This window comes from Bradyrhizobium sp. OAE829, assembly GCF_040546575.1.
Taxonomy (GTDB): Bacteria; Pseudomonadota; Alphaproteobacteria; order Rhizobiales; family Xanthobacteraceae; genus Bradyrhizobium.
Genome location: NZ_JBEPOE010000001.1, coordinates 5980981 through 5999120, shown reverse-complemented (window position 1 = coordinate 5999120; position 18140 = coordinate 5980981). Strand labels below are relative to the sequence as shown.

The 18140-nt window shown below is 59.4% G+C and carries 17 protein-coding genes; 9 read left to right on the top strand and 8 right to left on the bottom strand.

The window, feature by feature from the left end; all coding sequences use genetic code 11:
* Entirely contained in the window at positions 1 to 984 is a 984-nt protein-coding gene (locus ABIE49_RS28805) for an ABC transporter substrate-binding protein (RefSeq protein WP_192740794.1), read from the top strand.
* Positions 985 to 2189: 1205 nt separating this feature from the next.
* On the opposite strand, the gene ABIE49_RS28800 is transcribed toward ABIE49_RS28805, so the two are convergent.
* Positions 2190 to 2873, bottom strand: coding sequence for a GntR family transcriptional regulator (locus ABIE49_RS28800; protein ID WP_192740795.1), 684 nt, complete (start codon positions 2871 to 2873; stop codon positions 2190 to 2192).
* On the opposite strand from ABIE49_RS28800, the gene ABIE49_RS28795 reads away from it, so the two are divergent.
* From ABIE49_RS28795 to ABIE49_RS28775, 5 genes are read left to right on the top strand one after another with little or no spacing between them, the layout of a single operon-like run.
* On the top strand, positions 2809 to 4098 hold the full coding sequence (locus ABIE49_RS28795) for an ABC transporter substrate-binding protein (protein ID WP_354067031.1): 1290 nt from the start codon (positions 2809 to 2811) through the stop codon (positions 4096 to 4098). The genes ABIE49_RS28800 and ABIE49_RS28795 overlap by 65 nt on opposite strands.
* Complete coding sequence (locus ABIE49_RS28790; RefSeq protein ID WP_192740796.1) at positions 4088 to 5827, top strand: ABC transporter permease; 1740 nt, start codon at positions 4088 to 4090, stop codon at positions 5825 to 5827. Before ABIE49_RS28795 ends, ABIE49_RS28790 begins: the two co-directional genes overlap by 11 nt.
* Positions 5820 to 6923, top strand: coding sequence for an ABC transporter ATP-binding protein (locus ABIE49_RS28785; RefSeq protein ID WP_192740797.1), 1104 nt, complete (start codon positions 5820 to 5822; stop codon positions 6921 to 6923). The genes ABIE49_RS28790 and ABIE49_RS28785 overlap by 8 nt, the downstream gene beginning before the upstream one ends.
* The gene (locus ABIE49_RS28780) at positions 6907 to 8169 is read left to right on the top strand and encodes a CaiB/BaiF CoA transferase family protein (RefSeq protein ID WP_192740798.1); all 1263 of its coding nucleotides are present in this window, start codon (positions 6907 to 6909) and stop codon (positions 8167 to 8169) included. The genes ABIE49_RS28785 and ABIE49_RS28780 overlap by 17 nt, the downstream gene beginning before the upstream one ends.
* The gene (locus tag ABIE49_RS28775) at positions 8166 to 9080 is read left to right on the top strand and encodes an HpcH/HpaI aldolase/citrate lyase family protein (RefSeq protein ID WP_192740799.1); all 915 of its coding nucleotides are present in this window, start codon (positions 8166 to 8168) and stop codon (positions 9078 to 9080) included. Before ABIE49_RS28780 ends, ABIE49_RS28775 begins: the two co-directional genes overlap by 4 nt.
* 351 nt (positions 9081 to 9431) lie before the next feature.
* Here the strand turns inward: ABIE49_RS28775 and ABIE49_RS28770 are convergent, their stop codons facing one another.
* Positions 9432 to 9641, bottom strand: coding sequence for a hypothetical protein (locus ABIE49_RS28770; RefSeq protein ID WP_354067029.1), 210 nt, complete (start codon positions 9639 to 9641; stop codon positions 9432 to 9434).
* A 939-nt stretch (positions 9642 to 10580) separates the two neighbouring features.
* On the bottom strand, positions 10581 to 11171 hold the full coding sequence (locus ABIE49_RS28765; protein ID WP_192740800.1) for a hypothetical protein: 591 nt from the start codon (positions 11169 to 11171) through the stop codon (positions 10581 to 10583).
* A gap of 83 nt (positions 11172 to 11254) precedes the next feature.
* Here ABIE49_RS28765 and ABIE49_RS28760 point away from each other — a divergent pair, with 83 nt between their 5' ends.
* Positions 11255 to 12361 (top strand): NAD(P)/FAD-dependent oxidoreductase, encoded by a 1107-nt coding sequence (locus tag ABIE49_RS28760; RefSeq protein WP_192740801.1) that lies wholly within the window; start codon positions 11255 to 11257, stop codon positions 12359 to 12361.
* Positions 12362 to 13883: 1522 nt separating this feature from the next.
* Here the strand turns inward: ABIE49_RS28760 and ABIE49_RS28755 are convergent.
* The 4 genes from ABIE49_RS28755 to ABIE49_RS28740 form a co-directional block, all read right to left on the bottom strand.
* Entirely contained in the window at positions 13884 to 14588 is a 705-nt protein-coding gene (locus tag ABIE49_RS28755; RefSeq protein ID WP_192740802.1) for an NAD(P)-dependent oxidoreductase, read from the bottom strand.
* Between the two features lie 77 nt (positions 14589 to 14665).
* The gene (locus ABIE49_RS28750) at positions 14666 to 15130 is read right to left on the bottom strand and encodes an SDR family oxidoreductase (RefSeq protein ID WP_354067028.1); all 465 of its coding nucleotides are present in this window, start codon (positions 15128 to 15130) and stop codon (positions 14666 to 14668) included.
* On the bottom strand, positions 15114 to 16106 hold the full coding sequence (locus tag ABIE49_RS28745) for an ABC transporter substrate-binding protein (RefSeq protein WP_192740803.1): 993 nt from the start codon (positions 16104 to 16106) through the stop codon (positions 15114 to 15116). Before ABIE49_RS28745 ends, ABIE49_RS28750 begins: the two co-directional genes overlap by 17 nt.
* Positions 16107 to 16495: 389 nt before the next feature.
* Entirely contained in the window at positions 16496 to 16630 is a 135-nt protein-coding gene (locus ABIE49_RS28740; RefSeq protein ID WP_354067757.1) for a hypothetical protein, read from the bottom strand.
* Between the two features lie 71 nt (positions 16631 to 16701).
* Here ABIE49_RS28740 and ABIE49_RS28735 point away from each other — a divergent pair, with 71 nt between their 5' ends.
* Together ABIE49_RS28735 and ABIE49_RS28730 are read left to right on the top strand one after the other, a co-directional pair.
* Positions 16702 to 16914 carry a septal ring lytic transglycosylase RlpA family protein gene (locus ABIE49_RS28735; protein ID WP_502916006.1) on the top strand — a complete coding sequence of 71 codons (213 nt, stop codon included), beginning with the start codon at positions 16702 to 16704 and terminating at the stop codon, positions 16912 to 16914.
* Positions 16915 to 17369: 455 nt separating this feature from the next.
* Complete coding sequence (locus ABIE49_RS28730) at positions 17370 to 17879, top strand: site-specific integrase (protein WP_354067026.1); 510 nt, start codon at positions 17370 to 17372, stop codon at positions 17877 to 17879.
* On the opposite strand, the gene ABIE49_RS28725 is transcribed toward ABIE49_RS28730, so the two are convergent.
* Positions 17876 to 18103: a hypothetical protein gene (locus tag ABIE49_RS28725; RefSeq protein WP_192740805.1), complete on the bottom strand. Its 228-nt coding sequence runs from the start codon at positions 18101 to 18103 to the stop codon at positions 17876 to 17878. The two genes, ABIE49_RS28730 and ABIE49_RS28725, sit on opposite strands and share 4 nt — an antisense overlap.
* Positions 18104 to 18140: the final 37 nt, after the last annotated feature.

Here is an 18140-nt window from a genome sequence, read left to right as displayed (position 1 = left end):
ATGCTGCGACGAATTTTCATCGCAGGAGTAGCGGCCACTGGTGCTTTGTCGTCATTTTCGCTGGGCACAAATGCGCAACAGCCGGCGGCCAGCCGCCCCCGCGTTGGGGTGCTGATCTACGGCTCGCTAGAGCGCAATCCGAATACACAAGCACTTCTGGAGGGCCTCCGGCAGAACGGCTATGTCGATGGCCAAAACCTCACCATCGAATACCGGTATGCTCAGGGGCGGGCGGAGCGACTTCCCGCGCTCGCCGCGGAACTGGTCCAGAGCAAGCCCGCTGTCATAATTGCCCTAGGTGGCGATGTTGTGCCGCATGTTACGAAGGCGACGCAGTCTATCCCCATCATCTACGCCATGAGTGCCGATCCGGTTCAACTCGGCATTGCCAGGAGTTTAGCAGGGCCTGGAGGGAATGCGACCGGCGTCACATTTTTGTCGGATCATCTCGCAGCCAAGCGGCTCGAAATCCTCAAGGAGGCGGCGCCCCGTATTGCGCGCGTTGCACTCGTCCGCGATCCAGGCCACCGCGACAACGAGCTGCCGGTGGCAGAGCGCGCAGCAAAGTCGCTTGGTCTCGAACTCATACCGGTAGACATCCGCGATCCAGCCGAGCTTGATCAGACACTTGAAACGGCGAGGAAAGCCGACATCGACAGTCTCTATGTCGTTTCTTCGCGGCACACGGATGCCAACGCGCCACGGATCGTCGAGTTTGCTAACCGGCATCGTCTTCCGATGGTAGCTGGATGGGGTGCATGGGTTCAGGCTGGTGGCTTGATCTCGTATGGACCCAATGTTGGGGAAATGGTCCGTCAGGCGTCGCGTTACCTCGAGCCTGTGCTTAAAGGAGCAAATCCCGGAGAACTTCCCGTGCAGCAACCGACCCGGTTTGAGTTGTTCGTGAATTTGAGGACGGCCAAAGCGCTCGGCCTTAACATTTCGGAGGCGTTTTTGCTTCGTGCCGACAAGGTGGTCGAGTGACGACCCAGATGCTTTTAACAGTAACAGGCTCGCTCTTTAGCGGACAGTCTTGCCGAAATCGACGAATGGGTGACTTGGCGACCTGATAAGACCTGCGGCAGGTAGAATGGCAGCTACCCATGTTCACTTTTGGGCATATATGCGGGGACTAGCCCCCTTCCCGCCGTTTGAGCATGGAAATTTGCAGGCGGGATAAAGTGGCAGAACACCTTTTAATCGTACTTATCGTTGAGGACGATGCAATAGTTCAACCTATCGTCGAAGACGCATTGAACGAGGCTGGCTTTGAAACTGCGATTGCTCAATCGGCTGAGGTCGACAGCCCATCGTTGCGACGTACCAGCGGCGGTTGTGGGCTTAATGGCCTACGGTCCTAGTCTAGCGGAAGCGCCTAGCAGAACAGACAAAGCGCGCCTGCGTGATGGAGGCGCGCGGCACCCGCCCTGAATTGAGCGTGAGAGGCTAATCCGCAGGGCGCGGCAGCCGGAGACCGGCGCCGATATGCAGGATTAGCTAAGGCTGCCCGGCCTCCAGCCTCCGAAGCAAACGATGCCAGCATGGGGTATTATGCCTACGTCATTGGCGACGACGGACATATCCGTAATCGCATTGAGGTCCACTGCGACAATGACGAGGAAGCCAAACGCTGCGCCGAACAGTTAGTAGACGGGCACGCGAGAGCTGTGGCAAGAGGCGCGCAAGGTAGCCACCTTTCGACCTAAAGGTCCGACGCTGTTTTTCAAACACTGTTTTCAAACATTCGCAATCATCAAACTACACCTGAACGTCTAAAAGCGAACCGACACCTTTAAAGCCCCTTACTATCTTGACGGTACGCAACTGGGGATCGTGGGGCGCGGCCGTGTTGGAAGTGTTGGTTACCAAGCGAAGCTCGACCAAGTGGGAATGGCGGGTCTGCGACCGCTGCGGGGTCACGATTATCGGCGGGTTTGAAAGCACCCAGCCAGCGGCCAAGTACCGGGCTAATCGGGCGCTATTTCTTTTGCTGTCTACGCGCTGGACACGATGATTAGCGAAGTTGCGCGCTAGAGTGCGATCAGCAGTCGAAGTAACTAGCGGCATTAGCATTATTGGGATGGCGGGAGCTAACAAATGGCCCCGAGGCAATTGCGCGTCGAGGCCGTTCAAGATCTTCCGGCCGGTTAAAAGCAAGCCCTGATCACGATGCCGGACTCGCCGAGTCATTATGGGCGGGCCGCGGAGGCTTCAGTGTGCCCCTGACCGCGGTCACCGGACGGATAGTTGGCCCCTGACTCTGTAATATGGCGGCGTACGGCGGCGACCAACGCGTCGATATCACGTGTCTCGATCGCAGAGACGATGTCGACGTGGTGCGCGGCGCTTCTTTGGAGATCGGCATACGAGGGCCACAGCGCGATCGGTCCGGGAATGACGCGATTGCGGATTTCGACCACGAATTTGGACAGCGATCGGTTCGGCGCATGACGATAGATCTCGTCGTGAAAAGCCGCGTTGGAGTTGGCCTGGTCCGCCTTGCTGCCGCGGGCCACCGCGTTCTCGAACGCTTTCTGAGCGGACTTGATCCGTTCGAGTTCGGCCGGACCGATAAGCGGCAAAGCTTGTGTGACGGCCTCGACTTCCAGCAGAATTCGGATCGCCAGCATCTCGCGAACGATCGTCAGGTCCGGCCGCATTACCTGGTATCCGCGATTTGCCACGTGGGTCACCATGCCGCGCGCAGCCAGTTCGCTGAGTGCGCTGCGGACATCGAAACGTTTGGCAGCGAACGTCTCCTCGAGATCGATCTGTCGCAACCATTCTCCTGGGCGATAGGCGCCTTCCGTGATCGCGGCCGCGATCTCTGCTGCCAGATGCCGTTTTAGATGTTCCTTCCGGATTTTTGTCATCGCCTCGCCTGCACCGCCCCTTGACACCAATCCATTATTGCGCACAAATTGGCGCCAATATAAGCGCAGATCTACAATAGCGCAGATCGGGAGAAATACAAAGATGCCAAGCATCGATCGCAGAAGCGTGCTGGTGATGTCACTTTTGGGAGCCGCCATGGGCCTCCCCGCCGCCCGCGCTCAAACCGGAACGAGCGGCTATCCCGATGTCTATCGCCAGATCATCGCCGATGCTGAGCGCGAAGGAAGCCTGCTGATCTATTCCATCATGTCGCCCGAGAACTGGCGGCCGGTTATCGAAGGCTTCAACAAGCTCTATTCAAAGATCAAGGTCGAGACGCTGGATCTGCCGGCCTCGCGTGAAAGCTTCGAGCGCTATTTGGCCGAGCGCAGCACCAACAGCCGAACCTGCGATCTGATCGCCACCGCAGATCCCGGCGGATGGATCGATTTCCAGAAGCGCGGCGAGATCCTGGACTACATGTCCCCCGAGGCGCAGGCGTGGCCGGACTGGGCGAAGCCGTTTCCCGGCGTCTACACCGTCTCGTCCGACCCCATGGCGATGATCTGGAACAATAGCCTGGTGCCGGAGGGCAAGCGGCCCAAGACGTTCGCGGAGTTCGTGGCGCTCGCGACGGCGAACGAGCGGCCCTGGCGAAACAAGATCACCAGCTATGGCGTGCATCAGACGACCTTCGGCTATGGCATCAACTACGCCTTCGCAAAGAAACACGGCGAGAAGGCATGGCAGTGGTTCGCGGAACTCGCGAAGCTCACACCACGCTTCGAACGCTCGGGTGGACCGATGACCGAGAAGGTTACCGCCGGCGAGTATGCGGCTGGGTATTTCGTCTCGGCCATCACCTTCTGGCCGCGCCTGAACGATCCGGCGCGGGCACGCATCCTGGGCTGGAGTTTCATCGCCGATGGTCAGCCTGTGGTACTGCGCGGCGTGGCGATCCCGAAAGGATCTCGCAATGTCAACGCCGCCAAGTTGATGATCGATTACATCATTTCCGAAGATGGCCAGCGCGCATTCGGACGCGGCGGGCTGACGCCGGCGCGTCCAGGTATCAAGCCCGGCGATGGGATTCGGCACACCTACTCTTCGATTGCCGAAGCGGTCGGCGAACAGAATATTTGCTATATCGGCTACGACCCGGACGCCCTGCGGGATTACGACGCCTTCGTGGCGCGCTGGAAACAAACCTTCAATGTCTCCTGATCCCGGCGGCGCGCAGACAGCGGTAATAGCCGATGCCTTGCCGACACCCCTACCCGGCCGCGACACCGCCGTACAATACGGCATGGCGCTGCTGACTGTTATCCTGGTCGCCGCGCCGCTCATTCCCGTTCTGTACCAGTCGCTGCTGGATCGCGCGCTCTACGACGCTGGGCAACAGTTCACGCTCGGCAATTTCGGACGACTGTTCCAGACCAACGGCTTCGGCTTGGTGGTCTGGAATACGGTCGTTTTCGCAACACTTACCACCGTGATTTCGCAAACGCTCGGCACCCTGGCGGCGGTGCTGTTCGGCCGCACCGACATGCCCGCCGCGCGGTTGTTCGGCGAACTGTTCCTCTGGCCGATCTATCTGTCGGCGCTGGTATTGTCGTTCGGGTGGTACACGATCTACGGCCCCGCCGGTTATCTCACACTGTTGACGCAGGATATCTTCGGCGATGCGCCGTGGAATCTCTACACTCTGCCAGGAATGGCGATGATCGCCGGCGTCTCGCAAGCGCCGGTCGCCTACATTTACTGCATGTCCTCGGCGACCATCACCGATCCCTCGCTCGAGGAAGCAGCGCGCGTCGCCGGTGCCGGTACCCTCAGGACGCTGTGGCGGATCACGCTGCCGCTGTTGCTACCGGCTATCACCTACAGCGCGGTGTTGAATTTCACCGTAGGACTGGAACTGCTCGCCATTCCCTTGGTATTCGGCGATCCCGCCGGCATCACGGTGCTGACCACTTTCCTCTACAACAACGGCGTAGCGTCGGCCCGGCCCGACCACGGACTGGTAGCGACCGCTGCCGTACTGATGCTAGTCGTGGTCTGCGTACTGGTCTGGCTGCAAGGACGACTGCTGGGCAATACCAGGCGCTTTGTCACCCTCGGCGGCAAAGCCACGCGGCCGCGGCCTTTCCGTCTCAACCGGCTGCGCTGGCCGCTGTGCCTGGTTTCAGCGATCTATATTCTGGCGACAGTGGTCGCACCAATCGGTGTGTTGGTGCTCCGCTCGTTCACCAGCCTGTTGTCGCCGATGGCGCCGCTCGCTGAGGTGCTGACCCTCGGCAATTTCACCAGTATGCTCGAATATCCGGTTTATCTGCGCTCGATCTGGAATTCCTTCCTCGTCAGCGCCGTCGGCGGAGTGTTGGCGACGGCTATGATCGCGCTGATTGCCATTATCGTGCTGCGTTCGGATTTCCGGTGGCGCGGGCCGCTGCATTATGTCGCTCTGTTTCCGCGCGCAGTCCCCGGCGTCGTCGCCGGCATCGGGTTTTTCTACGCGTTTGCACTGGTGCCGGGCCTGGGAAGCTTGCGCAACACCATCTGGATCCTGATCATCGCCTTCACCATGCACTACATCCCCGTTGGTCTCGGCGCGGTGGCGCCGATGTTGATGCAGATGAGCCCGGACCTCGACCGAGCCGCGCGCGTTCAGGGTTCGGACTGGTGGACGGCCAGCCGCCGTATCGTGCTGCCTCTGATGCGACCGGCTCTAGTTGCTTGCTTCATTATTCTCTTCATCACCTTCTTCAAGGAGTACACCACTGCGATCTTTTTGTTTGCGCCCGGCAGCGAGGTTATCGGCACCACACTGCTGCAGGCATGGACGCAAGGTGAGGTCGGCTTGGTGTCGGCGCTGGCGACAGTTCAGGTGCTGGTGATCGGAATCTGCGTCACGGCTGCGCGCGCGATATTCGGGGTGAAGCTTTATGGCTGAGTTGTTGATTGAAAACCTGCACAAGCAGTTCGGGCCGGTTCACGCCGTCGATGACGTCAACATCCGTGTCGCCGATGGTGAATTCGTCACCCTGCTCGGACCGTCGGGCTGCGGCAAGTCAACCACGCTCGGCGCCATTGCCGGATTGGATCAGCCGACCAGCGGGCGTATCCGCGTCGGTAGCAAGACCTACTTCGATGGCGACAAGGGGATCTTCCTGCCACCGGAAGCGCGCAATTGTGGACTGGTGTTCCAGAGTTATGCGTTGTGGCCGCACATGACGGTTTACGACAATGTCGTATTTCCGTTGACCTTACGAAAAGTTTCCTCAGCTGATCGAAAACGGCGCGTGGCGGAATGCCTCGCGCTGGTCGAGATGGAGCGATTTCAGAATCGTTATCCACATGAGTTGTCCGGAGGACAGCAGCAGCGCGTCGCTCTGGCTCGAACGCTGGTCTATCAGCCGGAAATCCTGTTGCTCGACGAGCCACTGTCGAACCTCGACGCTAAGCTGCGCGACCGCGCGCGAACCTGGCTTGCCGAACTGCGTACGCGCCTTGGCCTCACCACCATTTATGTTACGCATGATCAGGTTGAGGCGTTGGCGCTTTCCGACCGCATCGTGGTCATGAATGGCGGCCGGATCAGTCAGATCGGCACACCGCAGGACATCTACGAACGGCCCGCCGACAGTTTCGTGGCCGACTTCATCGGTACCACCAATTTCCTGGCCGGCAACGTCGTCGAAGCACCGCGCGCCAACGGACAAACGCTGGTCAGCCTCGCCGATGGGCAGCGCGTCACGATCCAGTCCGCACGCCGCCCGGCATTGGGTGACAAGGTCACCTTTGCCTATCGGCCTGAACAGATGCGGATCGCCACCGACAATGAGACAGCGACAGATGGCACCATCGTCAATGCAGCGGTGATGAGTCATTCCTATGTCGGCGGCCGTTGGCAGATCGGACTCGATGTCGGCGGCAATCAGATCCGCATTGAAACGCAAGTTGCAACCACCGACCGCCGGTTGCGCTTGTGGCTCCCCCTAACTGGCGGCATTCTTTTTACAGAACAGGCCCATGCCCAATCCCATTGACGCAACCCCAGCCGTGTCCGGACTGCCGCGCGCGGACTACACGCCCGGCGCGCGTGGCCCGCTGAGCGGGCTTCGCGTCATCGATCTCTCGCGTCTAGTTGCCGGCAATCTGTTGACGCAGCACCTCGCCGATTTTGGTGCCGACGTCATCAAGGTCGAACCGCGCGAAGGCGACACGCTGCGCGGCTGGCGCATCAACAACATCGAAACCACCTGGAAGGTGCATTCGCGCAATAAACGCAGCCTGTGCGTCGAATTCCGACACGATGACGCCGTGCCCCTGATCCGCAAGCTGATTCCCGGCGCCGCGATGCTGATCGAGAGTTTCCGGCCCGGCACTTTGGAGCAAATGGGCCTTGCGCCGGACGAATTGCTGCGTCTCGAACCCAAGCTCGTGATCATCCGTATCTCAGGCTGGGGACAAACCGGGCCGTACCACCGTCGACCCGGCTTCGGTACGCTGGTCGAAGGCTTCTCCGGGTTTGCCGAGATGAACGGTTTCGCCGATCGCGAACCGGTGTTGCCGCCTATGTATCTGGCCGACGCATTGTCTGGCCTCACCGGCGCCTTCGCCGCCATGGCGGCATTACGCGAAGTCGAAATAAATGGCGGACGGGGCCAGGTCGTCGACCTGCCGCTGCTCGACCCGATCGTCAATTCGCTGGGACCGCAAGCGGCGAATTACCGGCTCACCGGCAAGGTCAAGCCGCGCAGCGGCAGCCGCTCGAGCGGATCAGTACCGCGCAATGTCTATCGGACGCTCGATGATGGTTGGGTTGCCCTGTCGGCATCCACCCAGGGCATGGCGATGCGGGTGTTGCGTTCGATCGGCCGGCCTGAGCTCTGCGACGATCCGCGTTTCAAGACCAACGAACAGCGCCTCATTCATGTCGTCGAACTCGACCGAATCATCGGCGATTTCATCGGCGCACGGACGATGGACGACAACGTGGCGTTCTTCGAAGCGGCTGAAGTGACCATCGGCCCGGTCAACGATATCGTACGGTTGATGAACGACCGCCATGTGCAGGCGCGCGCCCTGCTCGCCGATTATCCCGACGAGGACATGGGATCATTCCCGATGCATGCGGTGCCAGCACGCCTCTCCGAAACGCCAGGGACGATCCGGACACCGGCGCCACGCCTTGGACAGCATACCCGTGAAATTCTGGCTGAAGCCGGCCTGACGGACGAAGACATTAAGGCCGTCTTAGCCTCTGGCCTTGCGAAGGAGAAGACGACATGACGATGCCGCAAAAATTCCCTGTCTGGCGTTCTGCGCTGTTCGTGCCCGCCAACGTCGAACGCTTCGTGGTTAAAGCCGTCGCCCGCGGCGCGGATGCGCTGATCATCGATCTTGAGGACAGCATCCCACTGGCGCAGAAGGACGCCGCCCGCGCGCTTGTGCCAGACATCGTCAAGCGCTTCCGCGACACCGGCCATTCTGACGTGATGGTGCGGATCAACCAGCCGCTCGAATTGGCGGTGCGGGATTTGGAAGCCGCCGTCATCCCCGGCGTTGATGCCATCATGATTACGAAGGTGGAAGGTCCGGAACATCTGCGCCTGCTCGATGAGATGGTGACGCGGCTGGAACTGAGCCGCGGGTTGCCGGCCGGCAAGATCTGGTTCATCGGACTGATCGAGGCGCCGGGACCGCTCGCCAGGGCATATGACATTGCGCGATCGACGCCGCGGCTGGCCGGCATTTCGCTGGGCGCTGAGGACTATGCCACCGCCATCGGTGCCAAGCCGTCGGAAGAGACCATGCTGATGCCCAAGCAGCAGATCGTGCAGGCGGCTTGTGCCGCTGGCATCATGCCGCTTGGCACCATCGGCTCGGTGGCGGACTTCGCCGATCTCGATGGTTACACCCGCATCGTGAGGCGCTCGGCGGATTTCGGTTTTGTAGGGTCGGCCTGTATTCATCCATCACTGGTGCCGATCCTCAATGCCGGTTTCAGTCCGTCGGCGCAGGAAGTCACGGATGCCGAGCGCATCGTGACGCTCGATCGGCAAGCAGCGGCCGAGGGGCGCGGCTCGTTCGCCATCGACGGCAAGATGATCGACATCCCGGTCGTACAGCGCGCCGAGGCCCTTCTCGAGCGGGCCAACGCGATTGCAGCGCGAACCCGAAGGGCCCCGGCGCCGACATGAGAGCTGTCGTCTGTTGAAGACATCGTACCGCGACCGGTCCGGCTTGGCCGACCCGATCCGCCTTCTCCCGCACCCAACGTGAGATGTCGGATGTCAATCATGACCGGCGCGGTGTCCTTAGAACGGTTCAGTTGCCCTGCCAAAGCCTGCTTGCCCGGCTCAGCGGATTATAGGTGATGAACGCACAACGCGGTGGCAGGTTCACAAAGCCAACGCGACTGGCGGGCGCACTCGGGCGGCACAAAGAACCAGAGCCTTCCACCAGGGCAGCGCGCGGCAGGCTGGTTGGGTGAGCTGCGTTATGTCAGTTTTACCTTCGAAACACGCTGGGAGCGAACGGTACGTCGTTACTCAGGCCGCGAAGCCGAATTCCACATTTCCGCAGCTAGGCTCTCTGCACGCAAAGTAGTCCTCCAATTCGGACAACGCACGGCGTTCCCACTCTTTAGCTTGACCCAGCAGAGACCAGCTTTGGCTAGGCCGAAACGCTGCGGTCTGTCGATATAAAGATGCTGTCACGCGATATCGGCGGACGTTCTCTAGAATGGCCTCCCCATTCATGGCCAGAGCTCCATCATCATCCCATTAGTTGGCCAGAACGTGCGTCAGAACGATTTTGAATTCGTTACTGGTCGTTCCTAAGATGTAGAATGGTTTGCGGATTCTTGCCGATCTCTTGGGGTGATTCAGGGATCGTTATCTCTCTTCCCGTCTCCAACACGTGCAAGCACCAGCAAGTGGGCGTTTTCCTCATGCCTCTTTCGCGGCCTTGCGCCAGCGGTCATGCTCTCTGATGGATGAACCACTGGCATGACCGTCGGATTGAAGACCAGCCTTAGCAAGTCGTCCCTCTCACGCACCTGCGAACGGCTCGACGCGTGTGCCGCACGGTCGTTCGTGCCACGCACACGCCGTTAATTCGGGTCCGGCCTACGCCGCAAGCAGCCGCGACTTCCGTAACCATGCTATCTGGCTGGGCAATGGTCGGCGCAACCGTCATAGCCTGCGCCGAGACAGCGATGGACACGGCGAAACCAGCAATTGCAATTAACCGAATCATCGTTACCTCCCTGAAAGCGTCCAATTGCCTGCCCGCTGCGGACAGAGCATGGACTGGGCCACAGGCTGACAGCGCGGATGCTTCCAAGAGTTGAGATAGATCAAGGTCTCTCAGCCGCCAAATGATTTCTGTCCAATTGCTGAGCCAGGTGGAAGCGCCCCATCGCGACGCGTTACTGGGCGCGGCAAAGTTTGCGCTGGACACCCTGTTCGATCGTATCCAAGCAGAAATCATCCAACGCTGAGATCATTGGCAGCTTGTCACCGAACCCCCACGATGTCTGAGTTGGGTCAAAAACGGAAGCCGATCAGCGCCCTTTCCTCGCCCGCTTCAACCTCAATAGCGGACATGTCACACGATGGGCTCCATAAGAGGAATTGGCGGCGGCGGACGCAAACCCAGGGAGTGAAACCGCGCTCGCGCAAACCCGCATCGCCCGGTCAGCGGCCTTGCCGATAGCGGCAATATTCGTCGCCGTTGTCGTACTCGACGCAGACCTTCACGCGCCTCCGCGGCGGGCCTTCATCGTGGGTTCGATGTTGGTCTTCTTCCACGCGATCCCAGTTCCAATTGTCCCGATCACCATATCGACCGCGATCCTTGTCGCGATCGCGATATTCGTCCCGGTCACCGCGCCGCAAATCATGACCAGAATCCCGATCGTCCCGGCGCATGCGGTCCTCATCACCCCGGCGATCCCAATCACCGTATCGACCGCGATCCCTGTCGCGATCGCGATATTCGTAGCGCTCACCGCGCCGCATGCCTTGACCAAATTCCCGGTCGTCCCGGCCCCTGCGGTCCCCGTCCCCCCGGCGCATCCTCCAATCGGGATCCATCTCGCGGTTGTCGCCTTTGGATTGACTCCGATCGGTTCGCTGATCCGGCGGTTGCTGGGCCTTCGGGTCAGATGGGGTGGGTTGAGTGGGATCGCTTTGCGGAGGCGGCATCGGAGGCTTCTCTTCTCCTTGGGCAAATGAGGACAGGCTCAACGAGGCCAATAGAAGGCTGGCGAGGACAAGAGCGCGCATGGATTTTCCTCCCGTGAAGTCGCCAATAGTAACCATTGGCTGATAAATTGGTTCAACCCGAAGGAGCCTCGCCTGGAGAAGCCATGCGTGTCGTGATCTGCGGCGGCGGCGTGATCGGCACCTGCACCGCCTATTTCCTCAGCCAGCGCGGTATCGATGTCACCGTCGTGGAACGAACCGAGGTAGCCGCTGCTGCGTCCGGCAAGGCGGGTGGCTTCCTGGCCCTCGACTGGTGCGCCGGCTCCCCACTTGATGCGCTGGCGCGGCGGAGCTTCGCGCTTCACGCCGCGCTGCCCCACGAGATTGCGGGCGATTGGGGCTATCGCCGCATGACCACCTATAGCGAGATCGCCGTTCGCGAGCGTGATCCCCGCCGTCACTTGCCGGCCAAGCTCGGTTGGCTCTCCGACGGCATCCTCATCACATCTCGGCTCGGCACGATGGAGACGACCGCGATCGTTCACCCGCAGGCCTTCACCGCCGCCATGATGAACGCCGCCGTGGAGAACGGTGCCGAACTTCGTTACGGGCGAGTCACCGGCATCGTTCGGACTGCGAATGGGTCGGCCGCGAAGGGCATCGAGGTCGATGGCGGGGTTGTTGAGTCAGATGCCGTTGTCGTGGCGATGGGACCTTGGTCGGTGATAGCGGCCGAATGGATCGGCTTGCCCGACGTGTACGGGAGAAGAAGCCCCAGTCTCATCTACGACACCGGCATGGATGTCCCTGCGGATGCGCTCTTTCTCGAATATCAACAGGAGACCGGCGGCGCTGTTACGGTCGAGGTCTTCCCAAGGGCCAATGGGCACACCCTGATTACCGCCTTCTCCGACGAACCATCACTTCCGATCGATCCAGTCGCCGTGACGCCGGATCAGAGCGAGGTCGATCGCCTTCAGATTATCGGCGAGCGGTTGTCACCGGCACTGCGACCAGAGAAGATCATCGCTCGGCAAGCCTGCTTCCGTCCCTTCACTCAGGACGGCCTGCCGTTGATCGGCAAGGTCTCGCAGATCGAGGGCGCCTACGTGGCTACAGGTCACAGCGTCTGGGGTATCCTCAACGCGCCAGGGACTGGGGAAGCGCTGGCGGAGCTAATTGCTGACGGCGGTACGCGCTGCACCGATCTGAGGCCCTTCGACCCGACCCGACTCCAGCCGCTCGATCCGTCGCTACTACGCTCTTGTTAAGCGAAGATGATCTGCGGCGCCTTCGTTCCGCACCGACAGAGCCGCGCGGTGCGGGGAGACGACCCAATAATTGCGTTGACAGCAAGGCTCCGCCAAATGTCCGAGTTACCGAGCTTACGGCCTCATAAGATTACCGCGTCACGCTTCAGCACCTATATTGTGGACGAACAAGGCAATTCTGGAAAGTCACCGGCGCGAAAGGTCTAGTAAGCCTCGACATTCTTAACCAACGTAGCCAAATGACCGCTGTTGGTGCAAAGCGGCCGTTCGTGCGAGGCTTTGTACATATTCGGTGACGTTATCTTTTCCTTCCCGCCGAACCGGGTACCCGATCTCGTAGCGCAGGCCGGCTTGCCTGCGATCGGCTTAGAGCTGAGCTTTGCGCAAAATGGGGGATTGTTGGCTTACGGGCCAGACTTTATGGCGCTCGCCCCGGCGTGGGGCTCACTATGTCGATCAAATTGTGAAAGGCGAGATTTTCCTTGATCTCTCGATGCGGACATCGTGCACGCGCCACCCTCGACATTCTCCATTTCGTCATAGAACGTCGGCGCCTGTCTCCGACTTATTGCCCTGAGACGATTGAAACGACTCGATTGCGAGCGGGATATCTCTTGCAACGGCGTAATGCTGAACAATCCAAACGTATCACGAGGTTCGCTTGTCGCGCGCCGTCTTTTTTGCGCCTTGTAAGCTTCCGCACATTAAAAACCGTTTGAAAAGCTCTGTTTGGTAGCGCCTTTTCAAACGGTGAAAACGGCTATCTATTTGAAAGGCTTGGTGGGGCGCACCAGGGCTCGAACCTGGGACCCGATGATTAAGAGTTAGCAGGTCCTAGGGCGATAATCCGGTGCACGATCCCAAATTCCCTAAACGTTTTATCACCGCACCAGTTTCGCACCAGAAACGTCCTGAACAAACCAAAACAAACACGATCGAAATCGAACAAAAACAAAGGAAAATCAACGAACCCGATCGATAGTCTGCCGCTCATAACGGTCTGGTTGCAGGTTCGAGTCCTGCCGGGCCCACCAAAAATCAATGGGTTAGTTCGTCCTGCTTCATTGCCCACTCAACCACCGCACCAGAAACGCCCGGCTTCGTCGCTCATTGCCGTAGTCCAGTGCCCGCAAATTAATGTTTCCCGTTCGATCGGGCCATGGTCTCTCCGCTTTGATCGTAGACTTGGCGGCAATATCGCACAAACAGGCGAACCCGCACTGCTCGCTTTGTTCATCGCACGGCCCGTCAACGGTCGGCTATATTTCGTGTCGTGATGGACCGCTTTGCGCCAATAGCCGCCCTTCGGAATTTCGAGGTAAAACTCCCGCTTTACACCCGAAAGCGGACTAAAACTCAGAAATTGCGGCACGTCCGAAAAGTGCCCACCACCGCGGCCCTTCCATAATGGTTCATTCTACGAATTGAGCTCTGCGCAACGGAAAAATCGTGACAACGCTGAGGGTGGAGATAGCCGTTGGGCAAATTTCCTCCGAGGCATCTGGATCGACCGCGAAAATTTTCAATCGCGAAGCCACCGCGCATGAATCTCCGGATTGAGAACGTTCGGTGGCCACTTCCCAAGAAGAATGGTTTTTGCCGTCTCCGCCGCGAGGCGGTGCATTTCTGCCTGCGACTCCATCGAGTAGTACGCAGTGTGTGGATTGATGATGCATCGGCCCGCGATCCACGGCAATCGACTCTGCCAGGCCTTGATTAGACGATTCGGCTGCGGCGGCTCCTGAGGCATTACGTCGAAACCAATTGCAGAAAGCTGCCCACTTTGTAGCACATCCGCGATCGCATCGAGATCCAGAACGACACCGCCGCGCGACGTGTTGACCAGGATGGCGCCTGGCTTCATTGTTTCGACAAATTTTCGATCGACGAGCCCCGCTGTCTCGGCACTGAGGGGCGTATGAAGGGAGACGACGTCGCTCCCCTGCAGCAGATCTTCAAGCGTTTCCGCCCGCTTGCTCCCTAGCACTTTCTCCGTACCGGATGGCACATAGGGATCGAAGAACTGCGTGGCGAACCCAAGGGCTCGGAACTTCAGGAGAGCGGCACTACCAATGCGGCCCGCGCCAACGACACCGACCATAGTTTGACTGGTGCGCCGGATCGTCTTTTGAACGTTCTCTTGCCAATTGGCAGGGAGTTTTTGAGCGATCGGACACGCCGTGAGCGGCCGCTTTGCGCCACGAGCGGCCGTTCGCTTACCACGCATCAGGCGAAGACTTCTCGTCACATGGCACGCAGCCAATCGCCGGCCCTGGTTGCCGAGACGCTGACCCTGGTGGTTCCCTAACCCGATATCACCGAAGTCAGACCGCCGTCGACGGCAAGGATCTGGCCGGTGATGTGCTTGCCGGCGTCGCTGGCGAAGAGAACCGCGGCGCCTTTGAGATCGTCCTCGTCGCCGATGCGGCGCAGCGGCGCGCCGGCAGCGAGCTTTTCGACACCGACAGCCTCGATCGTGCCCTTCGTCATCCTCGACGGGAAAAAGCCAGGCGCCAGCGCGTTGGCAGTAATTCCGTGACGCCCCCAACTCCCCGCCAGCGCCCGCGTGAGATTGACCACCGCGCCCTTGCTTGTATTATAGGCGACCATCTGCATATCCCCGGAGCTTCCGAACAGGCCCGCGATCGAAGCAAGATTGATAATGCGGCACCCCGGTGAACGGACATTCTCGGGATAGGCAGGCATGTTCAAAAGTGCCACTTCCGGAATCTTGCGCGGCAAAAGAGGAAACTCACTCAATGACGTCATCGGCGCGGCTCACGAGCGCCGGCGGGATGTTAAGACCCAGCTTCTGAGCGGCCTTCATGTTGATCACGAGTTCAAATTTTACGGGAGTCTGGACAGGAAGCTCGCTCGGCTTCTCACCTTTCAGGATGCGGTCGGCATAGTTCGCCGCCCGCCTGTATTCCTCGGTAAGATAAGGACCGTAGGAAATAAGGCCACCGCCTTCGGCAAATGAACGGGACCAATTGATGGCGGGGACTTGATAACGAGTAGTCAGGGCAACAATTTCCGCGCGATGAAGCTCCGTGAAAGCATCCGGTAACACGATCAGCGCGCCATTCGGCTTACGCGCTTCCGTCGCAACCAGCGACTCGACGGCAGTCATGTTCTCTACCGGTCCAACCATCGCCTGCATGCCGAGAGTGGATGCGGCGGCTTTGAACGGCGTCACGTAGCTGTCGATAAAGGTCGCCGAAAGCGGATTAAAGAGCATTGTGGCCCGAACGACACGTGGCGCGACCTCTTTGATTAGTTCAGTCCACTTGCCGCCGAGTGAGGGCACGATCGGGGCAAAGCCGGTCATGTTGCCGCCCGGTCGCGGAAGGCTTGCAATTAATCCAGTGCCGACCGGATCGGCGACCAGAACAAAAACGACGGGAATGCTACGGGTCGCTTGCAGCATCGCCGCAGCAGCCGGCGTCGAGCTTGTGAAGATAAGGTCGGGTTGAAGCGCAGCGAGTTCCTTCGCGATCCGTTTCATCGCCTCGACATCCGCTGCAGCCCATCTTACGTCAAAGGTGACGTTGCGGCCAACGGCCCAACCTGCCTGCTGTAAGCCCTGGACGAACGCGGCGAGGCGGCTTTGTCCATCCGGATCGTCCGCAGCCAGATGCATCAGAACGCCGATGCGGCGGACGCGCTCACGCGGCTGCGCGCGCGCCACCCGGGGCCACGCCGCCACCGTAGCGCCTATGAGACCGATGAACTCCCGCCGCCGCATTGCAACTCCGACTGTGGAAGTGAGTGTAACCGTGCAGATAGCTTACTTGGAAGAGATCAAGGCCGCTGGAAATGAAATATCTTCTGCGCTTGCGGACCTCCGATACGGATCAAAAGCTGTGCTATGACCGCGAAACGGCCGTCTTGCTGCGGTGCGACTAAACATCAAAGTAATGAGTTGGACATCGGTATATATCTCTTCATACCCAGGAGAATTCCTGCATGACAGGAACAGTGCCTCAACAGTTTGCGTTGATCACTTGTTTCCATTGTTTGTGAGACCGTCCATGCGTCTTATTTCTAAAATAGTCGCGATTGCGACAGTCCCGGCTTGGTTGTGCATTCATGTAGATTCTGCTGCAGCACAGACGTTCATCGATAGATGGTCTATCATTCCAAAAGCGCACGCAGAACCGGCACCCGAGCCACCCGACCAGACCACCAGGCAAAATCCGCTTGAGCAACCTCCGACTGGAGAAGAGACGGCTCGTCTTCCGGAAGATCAATCAGCGCCTCGATCTTCAAGCCGGGTTTTCTCTGGAAAAGCCTCTTACTATTCATATCCTACAGGGAAAACAGCGAGCGGTGCCCCGTTCATTCGGGATTCACTGACCGCTGCCCACCGCAACCTACCGTTCGGCACAAGAGTTCGTGTAACTGATCTTGCCAGCAGCAAGTCAGTAGTAGTTCGTATCAATGACCGGGGACCTTGGATTCGCGGCCGCGTCCTCGATCTTTCGCTCGGTGCTGCGCGCAGTTTAGGAATTACGGACCGTGGCGTGGCCCAGGTTCGCGCTGAGGTACTTTAGCTTGTGTCTAAGGTCAGGCTTGGAAGTTGAGCGACGCAATAGTGGCTTCCCAGCACGCGCTAACGGACTGTCGTGATAGTCAGTTAGTGCAGGGTCGCGGACGGCGCTCAATCATCGCCTCGACAAATTGCCGCAAGCCATCCATAGCCTTGCTGCGCCACACCTCCAGCTCGACGGCGTATTTGCTCAAGGCCGCGCGAAATTCTTCCCCTCGTGTTCCGGTTTTGAAGCGCGGCCGGTCTCATGGCTTGGCGCTTGGGACCCTCCGTTGATCTAAGTTCAAGGAAAGCAGCCGCCGAACGTTTTTTGAGGGCGGAAGAATTGGAGCGCCTTGGCGACGCGATCCGCGAGGCGGAGACTAGCGGTATTCGACTGTAGATGAGACCAAGGCGACTTCCAAGCACGTTGCGAAAGAAGAACGCTTTACCCGGATCGCGCCAACTGCGGCAGCGGCATTGCGCCTTTTGCTTTTCACTGGGTGCCGCCTACGTGAAATCCTTCACCTGCGGTGGGAGCATGTCGATTTCGAGCGAGGCTGCCTCTTCCTGCCCGATAGCAAGAGTGGTCGAAAAACCGTGATCCTCAATGCGCCCGCACTCGCTGTCCTGAATACCTTAGAGCACGTAAGTGCTTACGTCTTGCCCGGCAACGATCTGGAAAGGCCGCGCCATGATCTGAAGCGGCCGTGGCACGCGGTCACCAAGCGGGCTGCACTAACGGGGGTTCGCTTGCACGATCTCCGACACACGTACGCTAGTTTTGGCGCTGGTATCGGGCTAGGTTTGCCCATCCTCGGAGGACTGCTGGGACATGCACAGGCGGCGACCACCGCACGCTATGCCCACCTCGACAACGACCCACTGCGGCGCGCCTCAGAACTCATTGCCGGACGTATGGCTGCAGCGTTAGGTGGAAGCCAGCCTGCGAAAGTGCAGCCGCTGCAAGAGGTGAACAAACGAGCTTAGTCGAAATATTGCTTGGCCTGTCCTTCGGAGGAAAGGCCTATCTTCTGTTCAATTGTGTCGAGGACTTTCCTAATAAAGAGGGTGGAAGATACACGCGTGATGTCGCGGCGGGTGGAGAAAGGGAGACGCCTATCCAGCCAGTTTACGAGCGCTGATTTTGTCCAGCCCTTTTCCGAAAGTGCGAGCGCCAACTGTTCGTGCAAATCGGTGACGAATGCGACCATGACTTTGCCCGCTGTATCCACGTCTATGCGAGCTTCG